Genomic DNA, 24945 nt, shown 5'->3' with positions numbered 1-24945 from the left:
ACAGACCGCACCGGCGCGGCGGAAGGCCCGCCACTCCGGCGAACCGCGCGGTCGCCCGGGCGGCCTAGCGGAGGCCGGCGCGGGATCGCCCCTGTGTGCTGTCGCGTCGCTCGTCGGTGCGGGGCGCGCCGACATCCGGGTAGGGGCGCGGTAACCGGTGCGAACGACTGCGCGGGCGGCCCGAACAGCTTATTGCAACGTGTGCAAACTGGAGTATTCTCAGTTTTTCACACGATGGCAAAGCGGCCCGGATCCCCGTGGCGGCCCTCTTCGAGACGACTCGGCGCGGCGGCGAGAGAAGGCCGCACGCGTGGGCCGTCGTGCCCAGGGGCCGCGGCGCTGTCCCGTCCTAGGAGTGACGCTCATGTCGCCTGGTCCCCTGGCTTCTCGATCTGGTCCACGACGGTGCGGCGCGCTGGTCGCGGCCGTAGTGCTCGTCGCGGCCGCGCTCCCGCAAGGCGTCGCCGTCGCGGCGACGACGTCCGGCGGAGTGCTTTACCGGCCCAGCACCGCGAGTGGTTCCACCGAAGACGCGAGCTATCCGCGGGTCATCCGCCTCGAACACAACGGCGGCGCCAACGGCACGCTGCTCGCGACGTTCTCTCATTCCGGCACCGGCGTCGGAAAGGCGAACTTCCCGATCTACCGCTCGACCGACAACGGCGTGACGTGGACTTCCTCGCCGATCAGCACGGTCACCGACACCCAGCACGGCTGGGATCTCGACGGCCCGACGCTCTACGAACTTCCGCGCGCCGAAGGGTCGCTGCCCGCCGGCACGCTGCTCGCCGCGGGCACCGCGTGGAACCACGGCGACTACACGCAGCAGGCGGTGGAAGTGTTCGCGTCCACCGACCAGGGGGCGAGCTGGACCTACCGCAGTTCGTGCGCGGCCGAGTCCGGCATGGCCAACACGATCGGGCACGGCATCTGGGAGCCGGAGTTCGAGACCACCAGCCACGGTCTCGTCTGCTACTTCTCGGACGAACGCCCGTCCTCGAACGGATACGCCCAGGTGCTCGCGCACACCGTCTCCGCCGACGGCGGCCTGACCTGGGGCAGCGAGGTCTACGACGTCGCGGTGCAAAACGGTGTCGACCGGCCGGGGATGGCCACCGTGGTCCCGTTGCCCAACGGCTCCTACGCGATGACCTACGAGGACTGCAAAGCCGGCGCCGACCCGGACCAGGCCTGCGACGTCTACCTCAAGACCTCGGCGGACGCCGAATCGTGGAACCCCGGCAGCCTCGGCACCCGGATCGAAACCGCCGACCACCGCTTCCTGCTGCACACGCCGTACCTGACGTGGTCGCCCGCCGGCGGCGCGAACGGGACCCTCGTCGCGTCCGGACAGCGGGTCGTCGCGGGCACCGACGGATCGCTGTCCGTGCAGCCGGAAGACGGGCACGTGCTGTTCGTGAACCGGAACCTCGGATCCGGTGCTTGGCAGGAGATCACCACGCCGGTGACCACCGCTCCGACCGGCGGCTACGACGCGGGCGAGACAGCGTGCGCCGGGTACAGCTCCCCGTTGCTCGGCGCGTCGTCCGGCAACACCTTCCTGATGCTCGCGGGCACACACCTGTCCACCGGCAAATGCGAAACCGCCTTCGGCACGGCGACGCTGCCGAACGCGCAGGGGCAGATCACGGGCCCCGCGGGCAAATGCGTTGACGTGAACACCAACACGTCCGTCAACGGCAACGCGGTGCAGCTCTATACCTGCGGCATCGCGACCGGTCAGCAGTGGTCTCTGGAAACCGACGGCACGATCCGCGCCTTCGACAAATGCCTCAACATCGTCGGCGGCAGCACTGCCAACTTCGCCAAGGTAGAACTGCGCGACTGCCTTGGCACGCCTGCACAGCAGTGGCAGGCCCGCGCGGACGGATCGATCTACAACCCGCCATCGGGCCGCTGCCTGGACGATCCGCAGGCCCAGACGGCGGACGGCACGCAACTGCAGATCTATGACTGCAATGGGCTGTTCACTCAGTCCTGGCACATTCCTGCTTGAGCGGAAAGGGCGGTCAGCTCAAGCTGGCCGCCCTTTCCCGCGAACGGTCACTCCCGCGCGCCGCGCCGGTTCAATTCCTCCACCACAGCCGCGTCCACGAAGGTTCGCGCTGCTGTCCCGCTTTCAGTCTCCAGCCAGAGATGCAGCCGCGCCGGGCCGCCTGGTGCGGGGACGGTCAGCGGGAACGCGTCGCTGAGCCGGAACGGTTTCGCTTGCGCGGAAACGGAATCCATCGACTCCGGGAGAGTTCGCGAGCCAGCGGCTCCCCACCCCGCGTGCAGTGTTCCCGCGATCGGTTCCGTCCCGGTGTGCGACACGTGCACGTCCAGGGTCAGCGGTTCCGCGGGAACCGGCAGGTCCGCGCCTGCGTGCGCCGGGACCAGGTCGACTACCAGCGTCGTCGGCGCGAACGCGTCGGCCGGGTCGAGCCCGCCCCAGTCCTTGGGCCGCCGGTGTGCGTCCAGCAGGCCCGCCATTTCGTGTTCCACGTCGGTCAGTTCGGTGTAGATGTACCCGGAAAACCGGTCGTGCCTGCGGATTTCCTGCGTCTGCCAGCGCACGTGCCACGCTCGTTCCAGGCTGGTGAACCCCGCGCCGTACTCGCTGTTCAGCACCGGCACTCCGGAGCGCGGGAAGCTGGCCGAGCCGTAGAACGATTTGTCGACAAGGAAGTCCGCTCGGAGTTTGACCTCGAAGGACTCCCGTTCGCCGGACGCGAGCGCGGCGAGGTTGTCCGCCCAGCTGCGCGGGTCTTCGTCGTAGTAGTGCCAGTCGACCAGATCCGTCTTCACGTGCGCCCAGCCGGAGTTCTCCACGATCGGGCGGGTGTCGTCGAGCGAGCGCAAGAGGTCGTAAGCATGAGTTGCCGCGGCGGCGCGCTCGGGGCTGCCCGGGATGTCCCAGTCCAGGCCCCATTCTTCGTTGTACAGCCCCCAGATGACGATCGAGGGATGGTTGCCGTCGCGGCGCACGAGGCCCGGCAGCTGTGCCTCGAAAGCGGCGGCCGCGGCCGGGCTGAACCGGCTGGGGGCGGGCGGTTCGGCCCACACCAGCATCCCCATCCGGTCCGCGTGGTGCAGCCAGCGCGGTTCCTCGGGCTTGAGATGCTTGCGCACCAGGGAAAAACCGAGTTCCCGGGCCAGTTCGAGGTCGCGGACCAGCGCTTCGTCGTCCGGCGCGGTGAGCCCGCTCTCCGGCCAGTATCCCTGGTCGAGCACCCCGCGCACGTACAGCCGTTCCCCGTTGAGATACAACGCTTCGCCGCGGGTTTCGATCCGGCGCAGCCCGCCGGTCACGGTCAGCCGGTCGGCGTCGTCGCCTTCGCCGACGGTCAGCGCGATGGAGTACAGATGCGGTGATTCCGGGCTCCACAGCTGAGGGTCGGGAACGTCCAACCTGCCGGAGAACCGACCGTCGCGCACCGGGAGGACGGTCTCGCGGCCTTCGAGTTCAGCGACCACGACCGCAGTCTCCGGAGCGTCGCCAGCGAGGTCACCGGTGATGTCGAAGCCGGTCAGCGAATCGCCGCGCACGGAAACTTCAGCGGCGTACGTGCGCCCGCGGGCCTCCAGCCAGACGCTCTGCCAGATCCCGGACGTCGGCGTGAACGAAACGCCGTCGTAGTCGTCCCGCGGGATCGAACGCTGTTTGCCGTGCGGGATTTCGCGTTTGTCCGCCGGTGCCTCGACTTCCACGGTCAGCTCGGCGGGGCGGCCGGGTTCGAGCACCTCGGTGACGTCGAACTCGAACGAGCTGTACCCACCGACGTGCGAGCCGATGGGCACGCCGTCGATCGAGACGGCCGCTCGGTGATGCACGGCGCCGAAACACAGCACCACGCGGCGTCCGCTCCACTCCGGCGGAACCGTGACCGTACGGGCATAGACCGCGCGCGGCAGCCAGGTCCGCTGCACGCCGGAAGCGGCGGTCTCCCAGGCGAACGGGACGATGATCGACTCGGGAGCCCCGTCGTCGGCGATGAACCGCCAGCGGCCGTTGAGGCTCAGCCACCGCGTGGACCGGTCCCGGTCGGGGCGCGGGTATCCGGGCCGGGGAACCGCCTCTTCGCTGCGCGGGTCGGCGGCGTTCTCGGCAATCGTCATGTGTGTCAGCCCTTTACGCTTCCGGCGAGGATGCCGTTGATGAAATGCTTCTGCAGCACGATGAACAGGATCAGGAGCGGAACGAGCGCGATCGACGCGGCGGCGAGCAGTTCGCCGGTGACGGTCGCGTAATCCGAGCCCACGCGGTTGCCCGAGATGTTCTGGGCGAGCGTCGAGAGAACGACCTGGAGCGTGGCCATCCGGCTGGAGCTGGCCGACACCACCGGCCAGACGAAATCGTTGTAGATGTTCATGATCGTCAGCACGCCCAGTCCGGCCAGCCCCGGCCGGATCGCCGGGACGACCACCCGCCAGAAGATGCCGAACTCGCCGCAGCCGTCCACCCTGGCCGCGTCGAGCAGTTCGTCCGGCACCGCCGCGATCACCTGGCGCATCCAGAAAATCGCGAACGCGTCGACCGAACCGGGCAGGATCAGCGCCTGGTAGGTGTTGACCCAGCCGAGTTCCTTCATCTCCAGCAGCAGCGGGATGACGAGCACGATCGTCGGCAGCATCAAGGTGAGCAGCACCGCGCCGAAGATCAGGTTCCGGCCCGCGAAGCGGTACTTCGCGAACGCGTAGGCCGCCAGCGGCGCGCAGAACATCGTGATCGCGCCCTTCGCCGCGAGCACGACGGCGGTGTTGAGAAAGCCGCTGCCGATTGGCACGTCCTGGAACATCCCGCGGAAATTGGCGAGGGTGAACGTCGCCGGGTCGAATCCGAGCGGATTCCGGATGATCTCGCCCGCCGGTTTGAACGAGGACAGGATCGCCCACACCACCGGTGCGAGCAGCGCGACGGTGAGCACGAGCAGGAACGCGTGCGAGCCGAGCAGCGGGCGGGCGGACTTCCGCCGCTCCCGGACGTCGAGGGTGGTCATGTCAGTCCTCCGCTCGCAGCAGCCGCACGAAAAGCAGCGACACCGCCATCACGATGATCACCAGGAGGAACGAATTCGCCGCCCCGGTGCCGAGATCCGCGTGGGTGATGTGGTTGTAGAGGTAGAGCCCGGCCGTGGTGGTCGACGTGTACGGCCCGCCCTGCGTCACCACGTACGGCTCGGCGAACATCTGGAACACCGCCAGGGTCTGCAGCACGACGCTGAACATCAGCGACCGGCGCAGCAGCGGAACGGTGATCGACCACAGCTGCCGCATCCGGCCCGCCCCGTCGAGCGAGGCCGCTTCGTACAGCCCGCGGTCGATCTGCTGGAGTCCGGAAAGGACGATCAGCACGACGAACCCGGTGGTCTTCCAGAGAAACAGCAGCGCCAGCGTCGGCTTCGCCCATCCGCTCGTGACGAGCCAGCCGACCGGCGGCAGCCCGACCGCGCCGAGCACCGCGTTCACCGCGCCGTTGTTCTGGTCGAACAGCACGATCCAGATCTGCGCCACCGCGACCAGCGGGGTCACGAACGGCACGACGAACGCCACGCGGTAGAACCCGCGCAGCCGTTTGATCGCGTTGAGCAGCACTGCCACGAGCACCGCCAGCACGATCTGCGCCGGGACGATCAGCAGCCACAGCACCCCGGAGTTGCCCAGCGACGACCAGAAGCCGTTGCTGGTCAGCAGATACCGGTAGTTGTCGAAACCGATCCAGTGCGCGGTGCCGGAACCGTGCCAGTCAGTGAAGCTCAGGCGCAGCGTGAAGAACAACGGGTAGACGCTGAAAGCCAGGAACACCAGCACGAACGGCAGCACGAACAGGTAGGGGGCGAGGCGGCGGCGCCACGCGAAGGCGCGCCGCCGCGGTTTTCCGGCCCGCGGTCCGACGGACGGAGACGGTTCCCGGAAAACCTTCGCCTCGGCGGTAACGGAGCGAGTGGTCATTTGCGGTCGATCAGGTTGGTCTGGATGTCTTTGCTCGCCTTGTCGATCACCTGCTGCGGAGTCAGCGCGCCGTCCAGCATCTTCTGCAGGTCAGTGCCGAGGTAGTCGACCGCGCCCGACCACCAGGCAGGGATCGGCGCTCCGCCGGGGATTTCCCGGCCCGCTTCGACGGCGGTCTTCCAGACGTCCTGGCCGCCCATCGCGTCGATCGGCCGGAACAGCGGCTTCGCCGGATCGGCCGCGGGCAGGTAGGCGGGGACCGACGTGTTCAGCCCGCCCGGATAGACCGCGTTCGGACCGTAGACCGCGGTGTAGCCCGCCTGGTCGAACATCAGGAAGCGGTAGAACAGCCAGGACAGCTTCGGGTTCTTGGCGTCCTTGGGGATGACGAATGACGAACCGCCCATCGCTCCGCTGCGTGCGCCGCCGGCGTTCCACGCGGGCAGCGGCATCGCCCGCCAATCGCCCTTCGTCGCGGTCAATTGCTGCTGCGGGGCGAAGTCGAACCAGATCGCCCACGGGTAGAAGACCTCGTCGCCGGAGTCCAGCGCGCTCACGTCGCTGGGCTTGAGGTACTCCGCGCGGGTGCCGAGCCCTTCCTTGCGCACGGTGTCGAGCCAGGTCAGGATCTGGTGGTACGGCGGGGAATTCAGCCGCAGCTTGCCGTCCGGGCCGGCGAGGCCGGTGCCCAGCTGGCTGGCGAACATCTCCAGCTGGAGCTGGCTGTTGAAGGCGTTCTGTTCCAGGTGGATCGGCTTCGCGCCCGGCTTGAACTGCTGGTACTTCTTCGCCGCTGCGAGCAGATCGGCGTAGGTCTTGATGCCGTTCGGGTCGATCCCGGCGGCGCTCAGCGCTTTCGCGTTGTAGAACAGCAGCCCGGGGTCGAGGTCGAAAGGAACGCCGTAGATGCCGCCGTTGACGGTGTTGACGTCGACCTTCTGCTTGGCGATGTCCTTGGTGTAGGGCGCGAGCACGTCCTTGAGATTCCAGAGGTGGCTGACGTAGCCGCCGACCTTGGCGTCGTCGAGGAAGACCCCGTCGGGCACGTCGGTGCCGGTGATCAGCGTGTTCTGGAGCTTGCCGTCGATGTCGACGGCCTCGTGCTTGACCGTGACGCCGGGGTATTTCGCGGTGAACTTCTTGATCGCGGCGTCGAAGACCTTGTACAGGTCGCCCGAGCGGTCCCAGATCGTGATTTCGCCTTTCGGCGCGTCTTCGGACGGCGCCTGCAGCACGGCGTTGTCCGCTGCCGAACCGCCGGAGCTGATGTCCGGGCCGCAGCCGGTCAGCCCGGCGGTGAGCAGGGCCGCGGCGGCGACGGCGCCGGCCCGGCGGGCGAGGAGGCGGGCTGTCCGTCCGCTCCGTCGGAGAGTGGGGTTCATGGCACTCCTTTGTGCGGGACGGTGGCAACGCGGCGAGGCGCGCCGCGGATTTGCCATCGTAGGCAAACTGTACGACATGCTTGCACACGTTGCAAAAGGTAGGATGACTTTCCGGGCGGAAGGAGTTTCATGGCGGCGACGTTGCGGGACGTGGCGGACCGGGCGCGGGTTTCCGTGCGGACGGTGTCGAACGTCGTCAGCGGATACGAGCACGTCAGCGAGAAGATGCGCCAGCGCGTGCTGAGTGCCATCGACGAACTCGGCTACATCCCGAATCCGGTCGCCCGCACGCTGCGCACCGGCAAGACCGGCTTGCTCTCGCTGGTGGTGCCCGAGATCGACGTGCCGTACTTCAGCCAGCTCGCCCGCGAGGTCATCGACGCCGCCGCGAGCCTCGGTTTCCAGGTGATGATCGACCAGACCGGGCACGACCACGAGCGGGAACGCCAGCTGCTGCGCGGCGGAGGCAGGCGGAACCTGTTCGACGGCATGCTGTTCGCGCCGCTCGCGACCAGCGAGGAACTGCGCGACGTGGACCCGGCCCGCTCGTCGCCGCTGATCCTTCTCGGCGAGCACGTCTTCGACAACCGCTTCGACCACGTGGCGATCGACAACGTCGTCGCGGCGCACGACGCGACGACGCATCTGCTCGACCGCGGCCGTACGCGCATCGCGGCGATCGGCGCCCAGCCGAAGGAGACGTACTCGACGCCGTTGCAGCGCACGGAAGGATTCCGCAAAGCGCTCGACGAGCACGGGCTCGAGCCGGTGAACGCGTTGCAGGCCACCGCGGCCCATTACGGGCGGGCCGACGGATACGCGGCGACGGCGTCGCTGCTTCGCGAATCCCCTTGCCCGGACGCGATTTTCTGCTATTCCGACCTGCTCGCGATGGGTGCGATCCGAGCGGTTTTCGACGCGGGTCTGCGGGTCCCGGAGGACGTCGCGATCATCGGCATCGACGACATCGAGGAAGGCCGCTATTCCCGCCCGTCGTTGAGCACTGTCTCGCTGGACACTCCGTTCATCGCCCGGACCGCCGTGTCCCGCCTCGCCGCCCGGATCGAGAACCCGGAGCTGCCTGCCGAGGAGTTCGTCGCGCCGCACACGGTGCTTGCGAGGGAGAGCACGGAATCGGGCCCGGCCGACGGCGGTGTGTGAAGATGCGGGAATGAGCGAAGAGACCAGCGTTTCCCGCAACGACAGCGAAAACCGCTACGAAGTGTATGCGGACGGCAAGCTCGCCGGCTTCGCCGAGTTCACCTCGAAGGACACCGAAACCGTCTTCACGCACACGGAGATCGGCGACGAGTTCGGCGGCCGCGGGCTCGGCAAGGTGCTGGCGAAGGCCGCGCTGGACGACGTCGTCGCGCGGGGCGGCGTGATCGTGCCGGTGTGCCCGTTCATCGCCGGGTATCTGCGCAAGAACGAGGGCTACGCCGAGCACGTCCGGTGGCCCGGACAGCATTGATCCAGGTCGCGACGCAGGTCAGCGGCGCCGTTCGGGGTATTCCAGGTGGCCCGAACGGCGCAACGGTGTCCGATTAGTCCGCATTTTTTGGTTATTAACCAACCTTCGTCGGTTTCGCGTTGGTTGCCGGGCAACAAAAGTGTGGGGCGTCCCACCGGTCGGTTCAGCCCACCTGGAGGAAGATCCATGACTTCCCGGAAGACGCTCGTCGCGGGATTCACCGCACTGTCGGCCGCGGCCTTGACCGCGGGCATGTGCGTGAACGCCGCCTCGGCAAGCCCGATGGCGTTCGCCCAGATGCAGGCACAGGCGATCACCCAGGCGACGCAGGTCGCCGACACGCTCGGCGCCGGAAACGGCGGCATCTACCTCGAACGCGGCAAGGCGGTCCTGAACGTCACCGACGCCGCGGCGCAGGAGAAGGCCGAGGCCGCGGGCTTCGCGACCAAGCTCGTCAAGCACAGCTTCACCGCCCTCACCGGCGCGAAGAACCAGATGGACACCGTCAAGAACGTGCCGCAGACGTCGTGGGGCATCGACACCAAGACCAACCAGGTCGTGGTGAAGATCTACGACTCGGCGTCCCAGGCCACGAAGGACAAGGTCGCGGCGGCCGCGGCGAAGCTGGGCGACGCGGCGCGCGTCGAGCACCGCTCGGGCAAGCTGGCCACCTACATCGCGGACGGCGACTCGATCAACAACGGCCAGTTCACCTGCTCCCTCGGCTTCAACGTGACCAAGGGCGGCCAGCCGTACATGCTGACCGCGGGCCACTGCACCAACGAGGGCGGCACCTGGTCCGGCGGCGACGTTTCCGGCGCGCAGGTCGTCGAAAGCGACTGCCCCGGAGCCGACTCCGGCCTGCTGACCCGCCCGAACGGCTCCGGTCCCGGCGCGATCAACACCGGCCAGCAGATCACCAGCGCCGGCACGCCGACCGTCGGCGAGCAGATCCAGAAGATGGGCCAGACGACCGGCGGCGGCAGCGGCGAGGTCACCTCGGTGGACGAGTCGGTCAACTTCGACGTCGGCGTCCTGAACCACGAGTTCGGCACCACCGCCCACACCGACCACGGCGACTCGGGCGGCCCGGCGTACGACGGCGAGAAGGGCCTCGGCACCCTCTCCGGCGGCGACACCCAGACCAGCTACTTCTACCCGCTGACTCTGGAACTGCAGTCCTACGGCCTCGAGCTCGCCTGAGGTTTTTCGGTTCCACGGCCCGCCGTCCCCCTTCCGGGGCGGCGGGCTTCTTCCTGTGCGGCGGTTTTTGTCGTACCCGGGGCTTAGAGTTTTCCGCATGAAGCCGAACCCGGCCCGAAACCTTTGGACCGCCATCGAACCCCTCCACGCAGTCGTCTACTTCGCCCCGGAACCCGCCGCGGCGGCGAAGGACGTCGGCTTGCGCGGCTGGTGGATGGGCTACTTCGCGGGCCGGGCGGCGCCACTCGGCCCGATCGGCCCGGAACCGGTCACGTCGATGTTCTTCGGGTTCGCGCCGCGGATGGTCGAGCGAGCGCTGCCGGACGCGTGGACGTTCGCTTCTCCCGCCGATGTGGTGCGCACGCGGGTGGAAGCGGTCGAAGCGGCGTTGACGCGACTGCTCGGTCCGTCCACTGTGGACGAACTGGTCACGCTGCTGGAACAAGCCGTCGCCGCCTGCCAGTTCGACGCCCGGCCACTCGCCGCGGCCTGGTCCGCGGTGCCTCGCCCGGACCGGCCGCTGGCCCGGTTGTGGCTCGCTACTGCCGTCCTGCGCGAACACCGGGGCGACGGCCACGTCCTGGCCGCAGTCGCGTCCGGGCTGACCGGGCTGGAAACCACCCTCACCCACATCGCCACCGGAGCCACCAGCCGCGAGCAAGTCCAGCGCGCCCGAGGGTGGACCGACGAGGAATGGTCCGAGGCAACGGCAAACCTGGTCGATCGCGGTCTGCTCGACGCTGGCGGGTTGACCCCAGCGGGTGCGGAAGTCCGCCGGACCGTCGAGGAAACCACCGACCGCCTGGCCGCCGCCCCGCTCGAAGCATTGGGTCCGGAAGGCGTCGACCGGCTGCTGGACCTGGCAATCCCGTTGAGCCGACGGATCATTGACAACGGAGGTGTGCCTATTCCGAATCCGATGGGTGCGGAACGTCCCTGAGAACGGTGTCGATTTCCCGGTTCCCCGCTCGACGCACTGGTGACAGGCACGAGAAGGGAGCCCGGAAGATGCTGCTCGAAGGCAAGAACGCGGTCGTGTACGGCGCTGGCGGAGGAATCGGCGGTGCGTTCGCGCGAGCGTTCGCGGAGGAAGGCGCTCGGGTCTTCCTAGCCGGACGTACTCGCGAGAAGCTGGACCGAGTCGCCGGGGAGATCCGCGCCGCTGGCGGTACCGCCGACGTCGCCGTAGTCGACGCGCTCGACGAGAAATCTGTCGACGCGCATGCGGACGCGGTAGTCGAGGCCGCGGGCAGTCTCGACATCTCGGTGAACGTGATCAGCCATGGCGACGTCCAGGGGACTCCGATGGTCGAGATGTCGTTGGCCGACTACGAGCAACCGGTGGTCAACGGCGTGCGCACCACCTTCCTGACGATGCGCGCTGCAGGTCGGCACATGAAACGCCAAGGCAACGGCGTAGTCCTGCTCTTCGGCGGCGACGGCGACCCGGTGCGCAACCACGCGGTCGGAGGTCTGCAGGTCGGCTTCGCCGCGCTGGAAGCGATGCGTCGACAACTCGCCGCCGAACTCGGCCAGTACGGCGTCCGCACGGTGACCCTTCGGACCGGCGGTGTCCCGGAAACGATCCCCGCGGACTTCCCCGGTGCCGAGGAACTCAGTGCGGAACTCGCCGAACCGACCATGCTCGGCCGCACCGCGACGCTGGCCGATGTCGGTGCAGTGGCGGCGTTTGTCGCGTCCGATCGCGCCCGGACGATGACCGCTGCGACGGTGAATGTCAGCTGTGGCGCGTTGGTGGATTAGGCCGGTTCGACACAGTGATTCTCGCGGCCGAGGTCAGTTCTTGGCGCGGGCGGAGATCTGCTGGACGGCCCAGCTGTTGCCGTCAGGGTCGGCCAATTCGGCCGCACCGCGACGCTGGCCGATGTCGATGTGGTGGCGGCGTTTGTCGCGCCCGGACGATGACCGCTGCGACGGTGAACGTCAGCTGTGGCGCGCTGGTGGTTTAGGCCGGTTGGACACAGTGTTTGTCGCTGTTGAGGGTCAGTTCTTGGCGCGGGCGGAGATCTGCTGGACGGCCCAGCTGTTGCCGTCGGGGTCGGCGAAGTGGATGAACCCGATGTTGTAGAGGTCTTCGAGCGCGCCGGTGCCCGGGTCTGAGCCGTAGACCTGGAGTTCGCCGACGTCGACGCCGCGTGCGACCAGCTCCTCGCGAGCCTTCCGGACGTCGGCGACGACGAGCTGCAGGCCCTTCAGCGACCCCGGCGGCATGTCCGGGACCATGCCCTTGCCCAACACGATCGAACAGCCGGATCCGGGCGGCGTCAGCTGCACCAGGCGCTGGCCCGGTCCGGGGTTGATGTCGTGGTCGAGGCGGAAGCCGACCTGGTCGACGTAGAACGCTTTCGCCCGGTCCACATCGGTTACTGGAACGACGACGACCTCGAGAGTCCAGTCCATGAGACGAGTTTTAGCGGTGGCCTGAGCAGGCGGTCAAGCGCTGGCCAGCTCGACGCGGTTGCGGCCCGCCTGCTTGGCGCGGTACAGCGCGGCGTCGGCGGCCACCAGCACGTCGTCGACGCTGGCGAGGTGCTTCGCCGGGTACAGCGCGCAGCCGATCGAGACGGTCAGGTCGCTGATCACCGAATCCTGGTCCGGCAGCGCGACGACCACTTGCGGGATCCGCCGCCGGATACGGTCGGCGATGTGGCCGAGGTGCTCGGCGCTCGGGATGTCCGGCAGCGCGATCGCGAACTCCTCGCCGCCCCAGCGGCCGCACACGTCCTGCTCGCGGACCTCGTCGCGCAACGACAGCGCGATCTCGCGCAGCACCAGGTCGCCGGTGGGGTGGCCGTAGGTGTCGTTGATCGCCTTGAAGTGGTCGAGGTCCAGCAGCAGCACGCCGACGCTGTCCTGGTTCGCCCGCGCGCGTTCGAGGTAGCGCTCGGCGACCGTGCGCCACCAGCGTTTGGTGGCGAGCCCGGTGGTGACGTCGGTGCGCGCGTCGCGCTGGAACTGGGTGAGCAGCAGCCCGCGGTGCAATGCCACGAGCGCGATCACGACGCCCGCCAGGATCAGCGGGTTGGCCAGCAGCAGGAGCGCGGCGGTGACCAGGCCGAGGCCGATCGCGCCCGCTTCGAGGAGCTGGTCGCCGAAACCGGAGAACAGGTCGGCGAACGACCGCGGCGGGCTCGACAGCGCGATCGCGACCATGACGAGCGCGGTGTTGATCGCCCAGCGCAGCCCGGCGGCGAGCACGAAGACGATCAGGTCGACCAGGCCGGGCCCGAAGCCGTGGGCGAGCACCCCGGGGTACTCGTGCATCCCGAGCGCGAGCACCGCGACGGCGGCTTGCGTCCCGCACAGGACGGACGCACAGGAGAAAATCCAGCGGTGCGGCAGGACCGGCCGTTCGCGCGGCCAGATCCGCCACCACGCGACGGCGTAGGTGAGCACGACCATCGCCGACGCGAGGATCGCCGGCAGCGCCACCACGGCGGCGATGCTCCACACAGCCTTGGTGTCGACGTACGCGACTGTGGGTGCGCGGCTGTACTCGCGCTGCCGTTCGATGTGCCGGGTCGCCTCGATCGCGAGCGCCGCGCACACGGCGAGAACCCCGAAGCGGACCAGGTCGATCTGACGCACCGGCGCGAGCCACGCGGTGGCGAGGGTGGTGCCCACCGCCACGACGTTCACCAGCAGCACATACATGCGGACGTGAGAGGGCAGCCGCCATAGGCGCCAGCCTGTGAACCACCCGGCAACTCGTCCGCGCACTCTTCACCTCACCCGATTGGCTTCTACGGTAAACGACGAGGCGCGTTGTGTGCTGCCTGTCGTCCGGACTCTGGGAAGCCCCGGGGCGATTTCGCCCGGTCAGCCCAGCGCCAGACGGCCGGCGGGGGGAGGTGGCCACTGTGAGTAGTGACCAGCTGCTCCGAATCCGGGCCGGACCAGGGGATCCAACAGGGTCCCCTTGGGGCCCCCATGGCCACATTCGGTGACCAGCCGACCGGCGATGACGTGCGAAAACCGCCGAAGGCGCGACTCTGAAACGGAGGTGACAACAGTGCGCGACAACAACTGGACGGCTCTTCGGTGACCTCGGTCTCCCTCGCGGTCTCGACTCGAGGTCGAGACTTCGGTCTTCGCAGATGAGAGGAGGTGCCCACAGTGCGGGACAACAACTGGTGAGTGGGTCGGAGAAGGGAATCCGGGATGCGGAAAGGAGGGCTCTCGATGCGCGACAACAACTGGACTCGGTGAGACGGCTGAAATCCCTGCACGAAATGTGCGCGGAGGAGGTGAACAACTGCCATGCGCGACAACAACTGGACTCGCTGAACGTGCTGAGTGCTGACCGTCGATCCGGAAGGGAGCTGCCGTCGTGCGCGACAACAACTGGACCCGCTGAATCTGTCGACCGCCGACCGCCTAGCCACGAAAGGAGCCGCTGCTGTGCGTGACAACAACTGGACTCGCTGAGTCCCGCCGACCATCGCCCGTCGAGCCGCGAAGGGAGCCGCCCGCGATGCGTGACAACAACTGGACTCGCTGAACCCCGCAACCACCGCCCGCCGAGACAGGAAAGGAGCCGCCGCGATGCGTGACAACAACTGGACCCGCTGAATCCCGCGACCACTGACCGCTCAACCGCGAAAGGAACCGCCTCGTGCGTGACAACAACTGGTCCCGCTGAGCCCGTAACCACCACCCGTCGAGACAGGAAGGGAGCCGCCGCCGTGCGCGACAACAACTGGACCCGCTGAATCTCGCGACCACCGACCGCCCGACCGCGAAAGGAACCGCCCCGTGCGCGACAACAACTGGTCCCGCTGACCCCCGCAACGACCGCCCGTCGAGCCAAGAAGGGAGCCGCCGCCGTGCGCGACAACAACTGGACCCGCTGACCCCTGCAACCACCGCCCCTCAAGCCAAGAAAGGAGCCCACCGTGCGCGACAACAACTGGACCCGCTGAACCGCCCCCAGCCCGCCCCACGAGGAGGTGAGAGGGCATGCGTGACAACAACTGGACGTGACCGAAGCCAGTCCCGCGGCGCACCCGTCCCGCGGATTACGGCGCGGGAGGTGGGGTGGCCCCGTCGAGGGGAGTTCGGCGGGGCCGCACCGCGCGGTCCGCTCGCACCGCCCGCGTCCAGGCGATCCCGGCCAGAGCGGCGCATCCCGCCCCGGCGACGGCGGCGATCGCGACCACTGTCGTCGGCGCGAAGGCCAGTGCCAGCGCGCCCGCGGCCGCGATCGTCAGTCCTTGCGCCGCCCGCAACGCCGCGATCGCGACTCCGATCACCTGGCCGCGCTGTTCCGGCGGCGCGGCGAGGCTGTACTGCACCTGGGTGATCAAGTCGTGCGCGGAGAACATCCCGGACACCGTCCAGACCGCGACGACCACCGGCAACGCGGGCGTCCAGCCGGTCGGCAGCAGGACGAGACTGCTCGCCACCGCGAGCGGGCCCAGCCACCGCACCTGCCGTGCCCGCGGCAACCGGCTGATCAGCAGCGCGCCGAGCAGCGTCCCGACCGGGTTCGCGACCAGCAGCCAGCCGAGCACGCCCGTGCCGCCGAGTTGCGCGGCCACGGGCACCGCCAATCCCTCCGGCACCACGTAAAACCCGCAGCAGCACGCGATCGCCAGCAGTGACCGCAGCTTCCGGTCCCGCGCGACCAGCCGGCAACCAGCCTTCAGCGACGCCCATTGCGGCACGTGCGCGGTCACCTTCGAAACCGGGTACGGCCGCAATCCCCAGCGCAGCGCGGCCGCCGACACCGCGAACGTCACCGCGTCCGCCCACAGCGCGCCCGAAACCCCGAGCCACGCGACCACCGCGGCGCCCGCGCCGAAGCCGATCACCAGCGCGGCCTGGTACGTCGAGGAGAGAATCGCTTGACCGGTCGCCAGTTTCTCCTCGCCCAGCATGTCCGGCAGCACCGCCTGCCGAGCCGCCTGAAACGGTCCGGCCGCGAGTTGCACGATCACGAGCAGTCCCGCGGCGACCGGCCAGGGCATGCCGGGGATCGCCATCAACGCGACCAGCAATGCGCGCACGACATCCGCGACCACGAGCACGGTCCGGCGCGGGAACCGGTCGGCGAGCCCGCCGAGCGCACCGCCGAGGAGGTCCGGCAAATAGGTGAGCGCGTACGTCCCGGCGGCCCAGCCCGCGGACGCCGTTCGGTTGAACACCAACACAGTCAGCGCGACTCGTGCTAGTTGATCACCTGCCACCGACAATACGTGCGCGAGCCAGAGCGCACGAAATTCGCCCATCCGGAACACACTCCGGAAAGACGGCGCTGTCGTGGTCATGTGCTCACCCTGTCGTGACTCGGCCACCCGGAGCAACCCCGGCCTGGCGCGGGTGGGTCGCGGATCCGGCTCCGGCCGTCCGTGGAAAACTGGGTGATCGCCGTCCGTGGATGATGTCGCACCGAAGGGTTTTCCGTTGACCGAGGAGAGCCGGCAGGTCGCCGGTCGCTACGAGCTCGTCGAACTGATCGGCAGCGGCGCGATGGGGATGGTCTGGCGCGGGGAGGACAAGATCCTCGGCCGCGTCGTCGCGGTGAAGGAACTCCTCATGCCCGTGAACCAGGGCGAGGACAAGGTCGAGGAAGCCCGCAACCGCGCCATGCGCGAGGCCCGCATCGCCGCCCGGCTGCAGCATCCGAACGCCATTTCGGTCTTCAACGTGGTCGAGCACGAGGACCGTCCGTGGCTGATCATGGAGTACCTGCCGTCGCGCAGCCTCGCGGTGAAACTCCGCGAGGACGGCCCGCTGACCGTCGACGAGGCGATCCCGTTCGCGGTGCAGCTGGCTGGCGTGCTCGCCGCCGCGCACCGGGCGGGCATCGTGCACCGCGACGTCAAACCGGGCAACGTCCTGCTCGGCGACGACGGCAGCACGGTCAAGGTGACCGACTTCGGCATTTCCCGCGCGGTCGGCGACGTCACGCTCACCGCGACCGGCGAAATCTCCGGCACGCCCGCGTTCCTCGCGCCCGAGGTCGCCCGCGGCGAGGAAGCGACGTTCGCCTCCGACGTGTTCGCCCTCGGCGCGACGCTGTACATGGCAGTGGAGGGCGACCCGCCGTTCGGCACCGCGGACAACGCGATCGCCTTGCTGTACCGGGTTTCCAGCGGTTCGATCAACCCGCCGAAACAGGCTGGCAAGCTGGAGCCGCTGCTGCTGAAGCTGCTGGAGCTCAAGCCGGAGGACCGGCCGTCGATGGCCGAGGTCGTCACGGAACTGCGCAAACTCGACGGCGGCGTCACCCCGGTCGTGGCGGTCCCGGAACCGCCGACCCTTCCGGACGCCAAACCGCCGGTCGTACCCACCACGGTCGCGGTTCCGGCCGCGGGCGCCGCCGCCGCGCCGCCTGCGGGCTCGGACCGAAGACGCCGCGGGATGATCTTCGCCGGGGCGGGCGCGCTGCTCGTCGTGATCGCCGTGATCGTCACTGTCGTCCTCACCCGCAACCACGGGGGCGAAAACCCCTCCGCGAACCCGCCGCCCCCCGCCGAGAGCTCCGCGGCTTCCAACGCTCCGGCGACCTCGTCCGCGTCGCAGCCGTCACCGTCGACGCAGCCGTCGACGCCGTCCTCGTCGAGCAGCCCTCCGTCGTCCAGTTCCGCGGCGAACTCGCCCGAGGCGATGGCTTCCGCACTGCGTGCCTACTTCTCGTACCTGCCGAGCAATCTGGAAGCCGGCTGGGCGATGATCAGCGACAAGTTCCGTGCCGCGCACAAAAATCAGACTTTCGACGAGTACAAGGCGTGGTGGAGCCGGTTCAGTTCGGTGACCGCGAACGACGTGAAGGTCACCGGTGAGAACACGCTGACCGCGGTGATCACCTATCACCGCGCCGGCGGCGGCCCGACGACCGAGACGCACCGCTACACGATGTCGCAGCGCAACGGCACCTGGCAGATCGACGTGGAGAACTAGCTCTCGAGCAGCAGCGCGATCGCGGCGGCGGGGTCGCGGTCCGGGCCGACCCGCACGGTGCGCAATCCGGCGGACCGGGCGGGTCCGACGTCCGCGCCGACGAACCAGGCGTCGTCCAGCGTGGTCTCGCAGCGTTCGGCGACGAGCCCGAACAGCTTCGGGTCCGATGTGGACAGTCCGTCCGGCCCGGCGAGCGCCCAGCCGTCCACGAGCCCGGCGATTCCGGTGCACAGCAGCGTGGACAGCTGCGGTTCGCCCTCGCCGAGGACGCCGATCCGCCAGCCCGCCGCGCGCAGCCGGGGCAATCCGGCCAGGACGCCGGGGGCGGCCGGGACGAGGGCGGGATGGCGTTCGCGGTAGGCGTCTTCGAGATCGGGTTCTTGCAGGTCGAAGCGCTCGCGAAGGTTTTTGAAGAACGTCGCCCGGTCGGCGCGCCCGCGGTCGTCGGCGGTGATGAGCCACGCGGCGTCCGCGTCGGCGAGCCGGTGTTCCGCGCAGAACTCCCACGCCCAGCGGCGGAATCCCTCCGCGCGATCGACGAGCGTGGTGTCGAGGTCGAACAGGACGAGCCGCACGGGGGAGAGGTTAGCGCGTCCCGTCCGGGTTCAGTCCGGGCTCCGGGAGATTTTTCTACTCCGTTCGAGTGAACGGATCGCGGTTTTTGTCGGTGTTCGATGCGAACATATGTTCGTGACGAGCGAAGGACCGATCCTCCACGCCGATCTCGACGCGTTCTACGCCTCGGTCGAGCAGCGCGACGATCCCCGGCTGCGCGGCAGGCCGGTGATCGTGGGCGGTGGCGTGGTGCTGGCCGCGAGCTACGAGGCCAAGGCGTTGGGCGTGCGCACCGCGATGGGCGGGGCGCAGGCCAGGCGGTTGTGCCCGCATGCCGTGGTGGTGCCGCCGCGGATGCCGGTCTACAGCGCGGCGAGCAAGGCGGTGTTCGAGGTGTTCCGGCAGACGACGCCGGCGGTGGAAGGAGTGTCGATAGACGAAGCTTTCTTGGACGTAGGCGGTCTGCGGCGGATCGCGGGACGTCCGTCGGAGATCGCGGTACGCCTGCGCGCGGAGGTGCTGGCGCAGGTCGGGCTGCCGATCACGGTAGGGGTGGCGCGCACGAAGTTCCTGGCGAAGGTGGCGAGCGGCGTCGCGAAACCGGACGGTTTGCTGGTGGTGCCGCCAGACCAGGAGCTGGAATTCCTGCACCCGCTGCCGGTGGAGCGGTTGTGGGGAGTGGGAAAGGTGACGTCGGCGAAGCTTCGGGAACGCGGTGTCCGCACCGTGCGCCAGGTCGCCGAACTGCCCGAGGCCGCGCTGATCTCCATGCTGGGCCCAGGCTCGGGACGCCACCTGCATGCCCTGGCGCATGGTCGTGACCCACGCGCGGTTCAACCAGGAAAACGCCGCCGCTCGATCGGCTCGCAACGCGCGCTGGGCCGCCGCTCCCGCTCTCCGGCCGAACTGGACGAGATCATGGTGTCCATTGTGGACCGACTGGCCCGTCGGCTGCGCGGCGCGTCACGCGTATGCCGGACGGTGGTGCTGCGAATGCGCTTCGCGGACTTCACCCGCGCCACGAGGTCGCACACGCTCGCCGACAGCACCGACCACACGGAAACCTTGCTGTGCGCCGCCCGCGGCCTGCTGTCCGCGGCGCAACCACTGGTGTACGACCGGGGTTTGACGTTGCTGGGCCTGTCGTTCTCGAATCTCGACAGCCACGGCGCGGTGCAGTTGGCGCTGCCGCTGGACCAACCGTCCAGCCCAGCGTTGTCCGCGGAGGCGACTGCGCTGGACTCAGCAGTGGACGCGCTACGAGACCGCTTCGGCGCGGCCGCGCTGACCCGTGCGGCGCTGCTGAGCCATGAGGCGGGGATGGAGATGCCTATGCTGCCGGACTAATCGAATGCGGTGGTCCCGCGGACGCTTCGCCGTGGGTCCGGACGACCTTGCACGACAGCACGCTCCGCGTGCGAGAGTGCGGGAGGTCGTTGCCCGGCATCAGGAATGGATGCTTGTGCTGCCGGATCTAGTGAGCGTAGTGGTTCCGCGAGGGCTGGTACCCGAACCGGGCGGGCAATCCCGGGACAGCTGGATGCTGGGCGGAATTTGGCTGGCCGGGATCTGAGTGCGGGGGCTTGCGCCGACCCGATGTGGCTGCACTTGGCCGGAGTCGGATGGCTGCACTTGGCCGCAGTCGGAGAGCGCGCTCCGGGTGGCCGTTCTTCGGATCCGGTATGGACTGGCTCGGTTTCGGCGGCGCCACCGAAACCGGTGCCGAGTCCAGCCGCTTCTCTGCAGCCGCCCGGCTAGGGTGACGCGGCATCTGGAGGAGGTGTTGTGCGGCCTTGGGAGTCCGGTGTTGTGGGTGCTGGGCGGGGCGGCTACTGGTGGGCGAGGTCCTGCGTGGCTCCGGGGATCCGGTGCTGCGGGTGCTCGGTCAGTGGCTCCTGAAGAACCAGGTGCCGCGTACCACCGGGAAATCCTGTTGCTGCGGGCAGCGAGTGGGGCGACGACTGGACGAACAGGTGCGGCGTGCCCCCGGAAACACGAACAGGTGCGGCATGCCTCGGGAAACCCCGGAGCTGCGGTTGCTGGGCCGGTGCGGTTCCGGTGAGCTGATCTTGTTCAGGCTCAACGTCGTTGACCGCGGTCGTCGCCCGCGGGCGTCCGTGGTCTGTTCCGGTCATCGCACGCGCGGGCGGGGGAGTGCCGAGGCACAATCCCCCCCGCCCGGCAAGGTCCATGCGAGACGCAGGCCGTTCCAGGGCACGGAAACAGGTCTTCGCCCGGAAGCCGCTATTTCAGGTCAGCGAGCAGACCGTCCAGGGCTGTGGCGAGGGCCTCGGCGTTGGCTGGCCCGAACCACGTCGTGCGGATTCGTTCGTTGTTTCCCTGAGACGTCTCGTGGTCGGCGGCAAGCTGATCAAGCGAGCGGGTCTCGTCGTCCAGTGCGCGGCCGACGTTCTGGAAGAGACCGCGCACGTACCGTTCGGCGACCTCGGTCGCGATGCCGTGCTCGCCGGCCCAGGCGGTGAGCGTGGCGAGGTAGGCGTAGTGGGCGGTGAGAGTCCCGGTCAGGGCGGAGAAGACGTTGAAGGCGTCCTCGTCCGCGACGGGCAACGACCCGCCCAACTGGTCGAAGAGAGCGTCCACCGCTGGATGCGGAGGTGTGGTCACGGTGACGGACCGGCGTACGCGCACGGCGGGCAGCGGGATGGCGCGGACGATCGGGGCGCCGGTGCCGAGGGTTTGGCGCAGAGCGTCGATGCCGACCCCGGCCATCAGGGTGACCACGATCTTCTCGTCGGCCACCTTGAGCCCGCCTAGCGCTTCGTCGCGGTCTTGGCGGCGCACGGCAATGATTACCAGGTCCGCGCGGTCCACGACCTCCTGGTTGTCGGCGCACACCTGGACGCCCTCGAAACGTTCGGACAGTTCGGCGGCGGTGCGGGCTCCTCGCGGGGAGAGGAAGATTTCCGCTGCCGCACCGTTTTCGTGTCGTATGCCTTCGACGAGAGCCTTGCCGATTTCGCCGACGCCGACGATGCCGATTTTCCGCATGTTGTTGTCCTCCAGGGAATGCTGGGTCATGTCGGTCTCCTGGCGCCCCAAGGCGAGGCGACTGTGAGATTGCCGCGAGGTGATCGTTGTGCTGTCGGCGCAATGACGCTTCGCAGGCACGCAGCGGATCGTCGGGCGAACCGGCGGGCACCAGGTCGTGGCAGCGCGCCGGACACCGGTTTTTGGGCCCAGACAACGATCAGGCAACCCAGACCGAGCCGGGCGTTGTTGTGCACCTGATCCTCCGTCACTTCGCCAAAGCCGCGCCGAGGAAGGCGAGGATTTCCGCCTGTGCGGCTTCGGCCTGCGGTTCGATGCCAGGCAACGTGAGGAATGCGTGTTTCGCGCCCGGGTACTCGGAGAGCTGCACGGGGCTTCCGGCCTCGCGCAGCCGCTCGGCGTAGCGGCGGCCGTGGTCGGCTACAGCGTCCTGGGTGGGCACCACCACGAGTGCTGGAGCGAGCCCGCTCAGATCGTTGGTGTGCAACGGGGAGACAGCAGCGGCGTCGGCGCCAGGCGGGATGGCGAGTCGCTGGAAGAGCTTCAGCAGCGACAGGGCTGGGCTCGGGCGGTACGCGTATTCGGCGACAGAGGGGTAGTCGAACATCGTGCCGGTCACGTCGGCGACCGGGTTGACCAGCACCTGCGCCTTAAGCTCGAGACCGGCTTCCCTGGCGCGGACGGCAGCTAGTGCGCTGATAAGGGCACCACAGCTCTCGCCGAAGACCGCCACGCGCGCGGGGTCGATGCCCCACTCCGCGGAGTGCCGGACCACGTGCCAGAGCACGTTCCAGCCGTCGTCCGCGGCGTTCGCGAGCGGGGTGTCGGGTGCGAGCAGGCGGTGTTCTACCGAGACGACGACGGCGGGAAGCCGCGCGGCGAGACGGCTGTTGGTCCAGTCGCACTGCGCCGCCGTGCCCACGAAGCCGCCTCCGTGGACATGGACCACCAACGGCAGTGTGGCTTCCAGCCTCGGCCGGTAGACCCGGACCGGCAGGTCACGGCCGGGCAGAGCGATCTCGCGCCACTCGATCTCGGCATCGGGGCTCGGCTCTCCGATGATCGGGTACGCCGCGCTGGAAGCCCGGAAGCGGTTCTCCGCCTCGCGGTAGACGTGCAGTTCCTCGGGCGTGATCACCGAGTAGTCCGGCTCCGGCGGTCTCGTCGGGGCAGCGGGTTCTCCCATGATTCCTTCTTTCCTCCCGGCGGAAAGCCGGGTGCGTCGTGGTGTCCCCAGTGACTTGTCCTTATTATGCACACACTGTGTGCATTGCCAAGTGCATAGGTTATGCTGGGCCGGACGAGAGGGGCCGAGATGACCGGTCGCAGGCGATGGTCGACCGACGAGATCCTGGACACCGCGGAAGACCTGCTGCGCACGAGCGACGCGGAGTCGTTCAGCGTGCGAAAACTCGCCGCCGCGCTCGGGACCGATCCCTCCAGCCTTTACCGGCACTTCCGCAACAAGACCGAACTGCTGCGCGCCGTCGCGGACCGGATCCTGCTCGCCGCCATGGACGGCTACCGTCCGGAAGGCACTTGGAAGCAGCGCATCACCGCACTGGCGCTGTGCCTGCGCGAGGCCTTCGGAGAGCAGCCTCAACTCGCCACCGTGTGGGGCCGCTACGCGTCCGGCGGCACCGGATCCCGGTTGGTCATGGAGGAATTGCTGCAGGCCCTGCGCGCGGCCGGGGTTCCCGACAAGCAGATCCCGGTGCTGTACCACCGCCTCGTGGTCCTCATCGCCGCCCTGATCGCCGCCGAGGCTGGCGTCAGCAGCATCACCGCCGAGGAGTACGAACAGGGTCTGGAACAGTTCCGCGTCGCAGTGCTCGGCGCCGATCCCGAACGCTTCCCCGCTTTGGCGTTCTTCGCCCGCGAAGTCCGTCCCCTCGGGGCGGATCGCCGCGCCGCGTTTGAAGAAATCGTCGCCGGTCACTTGGCCCAGATTGAGGCTCAGATTCCTTGATGCGCCTGGTCCACTGCGCGCCGAGGCAACATCGCACAATGCGGTAGGACTGCCAGAGGATGTCTACCGCAGGGCGCTGAGCCACGAGACGGCGATGGCTTGCTGGGGTTAAGCGTGGTTCCGCGGTGCGCAGTTCAGAGCCCGGTTGGTCACTGTTCGTACCGGGCTACCGGGAGGGCCTCCCCGAGGCAATGGCGCGCAGTGCAACAAGGCCTGCACTGACCAAAGGATGTCCACTGCTGCCACGTCGTACCGCGGTCAGCAATTGCCGGGTAGGAATAGACGTGCCCAGCAAAGGAATCCGCTTAACCGCGTGCTCCGGCAGCGGCACGATCCTCGGCATCAGGCACACGCCGAGGCCTTCCGCGACGAGGGCGGAAACTGCGTACCACTCCTTGACTTCATGCACGATCCGAGGCGTGAAACCAGCGGCGGCGCAGGCTGCGGTCACCAAGGGATAAGTGTCGTTGTTGTGTTTCTTGACGATCCACGGCTGATCAGCCGCCTCCGCGAGTTCGATTCCCTTGCGGCGGGCCAGGGGGTGGGTGGCGGCGACGAGCAGGTCTTGGCGGTCGGTCGTCAACGGGGTCTGTTCGAAGCGGGAATCGGTGACCGGCGGCGCTTCCGGGCCGGGCAGGACTAAGGCGATGTCGGCTTCGTCGGTGAGGAGGAGGCGGTAGCAGTCGGCGCTTTCCGCTTCGGTGATTTGCGTTTCTGCCAACGGATGCGTCCGGCGCAGGCTGGCGACGGCGGGGGCGGCGAGGGTCGCCAGCGCGGAGGAGACGCCGCACAGGCGCAGTGTGCCGCGGAGTTCAGTGGCCTCCGCGGCGAGTTCCGCGCGGGCTGCTTCCCATTGCAGGCGTAGGGCGTCGGCGTGTCGGAGCACGATGTGTGCGGCGGGCGTCAGCTGCACTCGACGGCCTTGCGGCACCAGGAGTTCCACCTCCAGATCCCGGGCCAGCAAACGTAATTGCTGCGAGACGGCAGACGGGGTCAGGTGTAGTGCGGCGGCGGTCGCGGTCACGGTTTCGTACTCGGCGAGGGTTCGCAGGACGTGCAACCGGTGGTCAATCATGTAGTCCAGGCTAAACGGTTTCGTGCGGAAAGATTCGTTGGACGTGCACGCTTCCAGAGGCAAGCCTGGAGGGATGAGGAATGCGCCTGCGCTGATGGTGGGGAGTGTGCTGAGCGTCCAGTTCGGGCAGGCGTTCGGGAAGCAACTGTCCGAGGACGTCGGCGCGTCCGGTGTGGTGGCGTTGCGGCTTGGGCTGGCTGCGGCGGCTCTGCTGATCCTGTACCGGCCTGCGGTGCCCCGCAGTTGGGCGGAAAGGAGGGTGATTCTCGGCTTCGGCACGGCCATCGCGGGGATGAATTTGATCTATCCCGCGCTGACCATCTTGCCGTTGGGGTTGGCGAGTGCGTTGCAGTTGTTGGGGCCGATTTCCTTGGCATTGTTCACCTCGCGACGTCTCCGCGAC

At 68.5% G+C, this 24945-nt stretch carries 20 protein-coding genes; 9 read left to right on the top strand and 11 right to left on the bottom strand.

Going from position 1 to position 24945, the window contains the following annotated elements:
* The first annotated feature begins 364 nt into the window (after positions 1–364).
* Positions 365–2017, top strand: a complete 1653-nt coding sequence (locus tag DMP23_RS27275) for a ricin-type beta-trefoil lectin domain protein (RefSeq protein ID WP_337822956.1) — start codon at positions 365–367, stop codon at positions 2015–2017.
* A gap of 47 nt (positions 2018–2064) precedes the next feature.
* On the opposite strand, the gene DMP23_RS27270 is transcribed toward DMP23_RS27275, so the two are convergent.
* The 4 genes from DMP23_RS27270 to DMP23_RS27255 are packed head-to-tail and all read right to left on the bottom strand — an operon-like array spanning position 2065 to position 7334.
* The gene (locus DMP23_RS27270; protein ID WP_337822955.1) at positions 2065–4119 is read right to left on the bottom strand and encodes a glycoside hydrolase family 2 protein; all 2055 of its coding nucleotides are present in this window, start codon (positions 4117–4119) and stop codon (positions 2065–2067) included.
* A gap of 5 nt (positions 4120–4124) precedes the next feature.
* Positions 4125–5000, bottom strand: a complete 876-nt coding sequence (locus tag DMP23_RS27265) for a carbohydrate ABC transporter permease (RefSeq protein ID WP_337822954.1) — start codon at positions 4998–5000, stop codon at positions 4125–4127.
* Between the two features lies 1 nt (position 5001).
* Positions 5002–5952, bottom strand: coding sequence for a carbohydrate ABC transporter permease (locus DMP23_RS27260; RefSeq protein ID WP_337822953.1), 951 nt, complete (start codon positions 5950–5952; stop codon positions 5002–5004).
* Positions 5949–7334: an ABC transporter substrate-binding protein gene (locus DMP23_RS27255; RefSeq protein ID WP_037818357.1), complete on the bottom strand. Its 1386-nt coding sequence runs from the start codon at positions 7332–7334 to the stop codon at positions 5949–5951. The genes DMP23_RS27260 and DMP23_RS27255 overlap by 4 nt, the downstream gene beginning before the upstream one ends.
* 129 nt (positions 7335–7463) lie before the next feature.
* On the opposite strand from DMP23_RS27255, the gene DMP23_RS27250 reads away from it, so the two are divergent.
* From DMP23_RS27250 to DMP23_RS27230, 5 genes are all read left to right on the top strand, one after another.
* Complete coding sequence (locus tag DMP23_RS27250; RefSeq protein WP_337822952.1) at positions 7464–8495, top strand: LacI family DNA-binding transcriptional regulator; 1032 nt, start codon at positions 7464–7466, stop codon at positions 8493–8495.
* 10 nt (positions 8496–8505) lie between these two features.
* Positions 8506–8805: a GNAT family N-acetyltransferase gene (locus tag DMP23_RS27245; RefSeq protein ID WP_134663355.1), complete on the top strand. Its 300-nt coding sequence runs from the start codon at positions 8506–8508 to the stop codon at positions 8803–8805.
* Positions 8806–8991: 186 nt separating this feature from the next.
* On the top strand, positions 8992–10008 hold the full coding sequence (locus tag DMP23_RS27240) for a S1 family peptidase (RefSeq protein WP_134663354.1): 1017 nt from the start codon (positions 8992–8994) through the stop codon (positions 10006–10008).
* Positions 10009–10105: 97 nt separating this feature from the next.
* On the top strand, positions 10106–10948 hold the full coding sequence (locus DMP23_RS27235) for an SCO6745 family protein (protein WP_337822951.1): 843 nt from the start codon (positions 10106–10108) through the stop codon (positions 10946–10948).
* 68 nt (positions 10949–11016) lie between these two features.
* Positions 11017–11772 (top strand): SDR family NAD(P)-dependent oxidoreductase, encoded by a 756-nt coding sequence (locus DMP23_RS27230; RefSeq protein WP_337822950.1) that lies wholly within the window; start codon positions 11017–11019, stop codon positions 11770–11772.
* A gap of 240 nt (positions 11773–12012) precedes the next feature.
* On the opposite strand, the gene DMP23_RS27225 is transcribed toward DMP23_RS27230, so the two are convergent.
* The 3 genes from DMP23_RS27225 to DMP23_RS27215 form a co-directional block, all read right to left on the bottom strand.
* A complete protein-coding gene (locus DMP23_RS27225; RefSeq protein ID WP_337822949.1) occupies positions 12013–12429 on the bottom strand; it encodes a VOC family protein in 417 nt (138 codons plus the stop codon).
* 33 nt (positions 12430–12462) lie between these two features.
* Positions 12463–13749, bottom strand: a complete 1287-nt coding sequence (locus DMP23_RS27220; RefSeq protein ID WP_199818059.1) for a GGDEF domain-containing protein — start codon at positions 13747–13749, stop codon at positions 12463–12465.
* A 1298-nt stretch (positions 13750–15047) separates the two neighbouring features.
* Positions 15048–16298 carry an MFS transporter gene (locus DMP23_RS27215; protein ID WP_337822948.1) on the bottom strand — a complete coding sequence of 417 codons (1251 nt, stop codon included), beginning with the start codon at positions 16296–16298 and terminating at the stop codon, positions 15048–15050.
* 136 nt (positions 16299–16434) lie between these two features.
* On the opposite strand from DMP23_RS27215, the gene DMP23_RS27210 reads away from it, so the two are divergent.
* Positions 16435–17934, top strand: a complete 1500-nt coding sequence (locus DMP23_RS27210; RefSeq protein WP_337822947.1) for a serine/threonine-protein kinase — start codon at positions 16435–16437, stop codon at positions 17932–17934.
* On the opposite strand, the gene DMP23_RS27205 is transcribed toward DMP23_RS27210, so the two are convergent.
* A complete protein-coding gene (locus DMP23_RS27205; protein ID WP_337822946.1) occupies positions 17931–18509 on the bottom strand; it encodes an HAD family hydrolase in 579 nt (192 codons plus the stop codon). The two genes, DMP23_RS27210 and DMP23_RS27205, sit on opposite strands and share 4 nt — an antisense overlap.
* A 109-nt stretch (positions 18510–18618) precedes the next feature.
* Here DMP23_RS27205 and dinB point away from each other — a divergent pair, with 109 nt between their 5' ends.
* On the top strand, positions 18619–19836 hold the full coding sequence (gene dinB, locus DMP23_RS27200; RefSeq protein WP_337822945.1) for a DNA polymerase IV: 1218 nt from the start codon (positions 18619–18621) through the stop codon (positions 19834–19836).
* Between the two features lie 897 nt (positions 19837–20733).
* Here the strand turns inward: dinB and DMP23_RS27195 are convergent.
* Both DMP23_RS27195 and DMP23_RS27190 read right to left on the bottom strand, forming a co-directional pair.
* The gene (locus DMP23_RS27195) at positions 20734–21528 is read right to left on the bottom strand and encodes an NAD(P)-binding domain-containing protein (RefSeq protein WP_337822944.1); all 795 of its coding nucleotides are present in this window, start codon (positions 21526–21528) and stop codon (positions 20734–20736) included.
* Positions 21529–21745: 217 nt separating this feature from the next.
* Positions 21746–22684: an alpha/beta hydrolase gene (locus tag DMP23_RS27190; RefSeq protein ID WP_337822943.1), complete on the bottom strand. Its 939-nt coding sequence runs from the start codon at positions 22682–22684 to the stop codon at positions 21746–21748.
* 129 nt (positions 22685–22813) lie between these two features.
* Between DMP23_RS27190 and DMP23_RS27185 the strand changes: the two genes are divergently transcribed.
* Positions 22814–23467: a TetR/AcrR family transcriptional regulator gene (locus DMP23_RS27185; protein ID WP_337822942.1), complete on the top strand. Its 654-nt coding sequence runs from the start codon at positions 22814–22816 to the stop codon at positions 23465–23467.
* 166 nt (positions 23468–23633) lie between these two features.
* Here DMP23_RS27185 and DMP23_RS27180 read toward each other — a convergent pair whose 3' ends face one another.
* Positions 23634–24827, bottom strand: coding sequence for a LysR family transcriptional regulator (locus tag DMP23_RS27180; RefSeq protein WP_337822941.1), 1194 nt, complete (start codon positions 24825–24827; stop codon positions 23634–23636).
* Between the last annotated feature and the right edge of the window lie 118 nt (positions 24828–24945).

It is taken from the genome of Amycolatopsis sp. A1MSW2902, assembly GCF_017312175.1.
GTDB lineage: Bacteria > Actinomycetota > Actinomycetes > Mycobacteriales > Pseudonocardiaceae > Amycolatopsis > Amycolatopsis nivea.
This window is presented reverse-complemented; position numbering and strand designations above follow the sequence as displayed.

Bases quoted from the DNA above. Each gene is read 5' to 3' on its own strand.
- DMP23_RS27180 (WP_337822941.1), bottom strand. From the start codon at position 24,827: ATGGCCGTGCCGAAGCCGAGAATCACCCTCCTTTCCGCCCAACTGCGG.
- DMP23_RS27245 (WP_134663355.1), top strand. From the start codon at position 8,506: ATGAGCGAAGAGACCAGCGTTTCCCGCAACGACAGCGAAAACCGCTAC.
- DMP23_RS27190 (WP_337822943.1), bottom strand. From the start codon at position 22,684: ATGGGAGAACCCGCTGCCCCGACGAGACCGCCGGAGCCGGACTACTCG.
- DMP23_RS27260 (WP_337822953.1), bottom strand. From the start codon at position 5,952: ATGACCACTCGCTCCGTTACCGCCGAGGCGAAGGTTTTCCGGGAACCG.
- DMP23_RS27255 (WP_037818357.1), bottom strand. From the start codon at position 7,334: ATGAACCCCACTCTCCGACGGAGCGGACGGACAGCCCGCCTCCTCGCC.
- DMP23_RS27230 (WP_337822950.1), top strand. From the start codon at position 11,017: ATGCTGCTCGAAGGCAAGAACGCGGTCGTGTACGGCGCTGGCGGAGGA.
- DMP23_RS27185 (WP_337822942.1), top strand. From the start codon at position 22,814: ATGACCGGTCGCAGGCGATGGTCGACCGACGAGATCCTGGACACCGCG.
- DMP23_RS27265 (WP_337822954.1), bottom strand. From the start codon at position 5,000: ATGACCACCCTCGACGTCCGGGAGCGGCGGAAGTCCGCCCGCCCGCTG.
- DMP23_RS27225 (WP_337822949.1), bottom strand. From the start codon at position 12,429: ATGGACTGGACTCTCGAGGTCGTCGTCGTTCCAGTAACCGATGTGGAC.
- DMP23_RS27235 (WP_337822951.1), top strand. From the start codon at position 10,106: ATGAAGCCGAACCCGGCCCGAAACCTTTGGACCGCCATCGAACCCCTC.
- dinB (WP_337822945.1), top strand. From the start codon at position 18,619: ATGTTCGTGACGAGCGAAGGACCGATCCTCCACGCCGATCTCGACGCG.
- DMP23_RS27250 (WP_337822952.1), top strand. From the start codon at position 7,464: ATGGCGGCGACGTTGCGGGACGTGGCGGACCGGGCGCGGGTTTCCGTG.
- DMP23_RS27240 (WP_134663354.1), top strand. From the start codon at position 8,992: ATGACTTCCCGGAAGACGCTCGTCGCGGGATTCACCGCACTGTCGGCC.
- DMP23_RS27215 (WP_337822948.1), bottom strand. From the start codon at position 16,298: ATGACCACGACAGCGCCGTCTTTCCGGAGTGTGTTCCGGATGGGCGAA.
- DMP23_RS27270 (WP_337822955.1), bottom strand. From the start codon at position 4,119: ATGACGATTGCCGAGAACGCCGCCGACCCGCGCAGCGAAGAGGCGGTT.
- DMP23_RS27275 (WP_337822956.1), top strand. From the start codon at position 365: ATGTCGCCTGGTCCCCTGGCTTCTCGATCTGGTCCACGACGGTGCGGC.
- DMP23_RS27195 (WP_337822944.1), bottom strand. From the start codon at position 21,528: ATGACCCAGCATTCCCTGGAGGACAACAACATGCGGAAAATCGGCATC.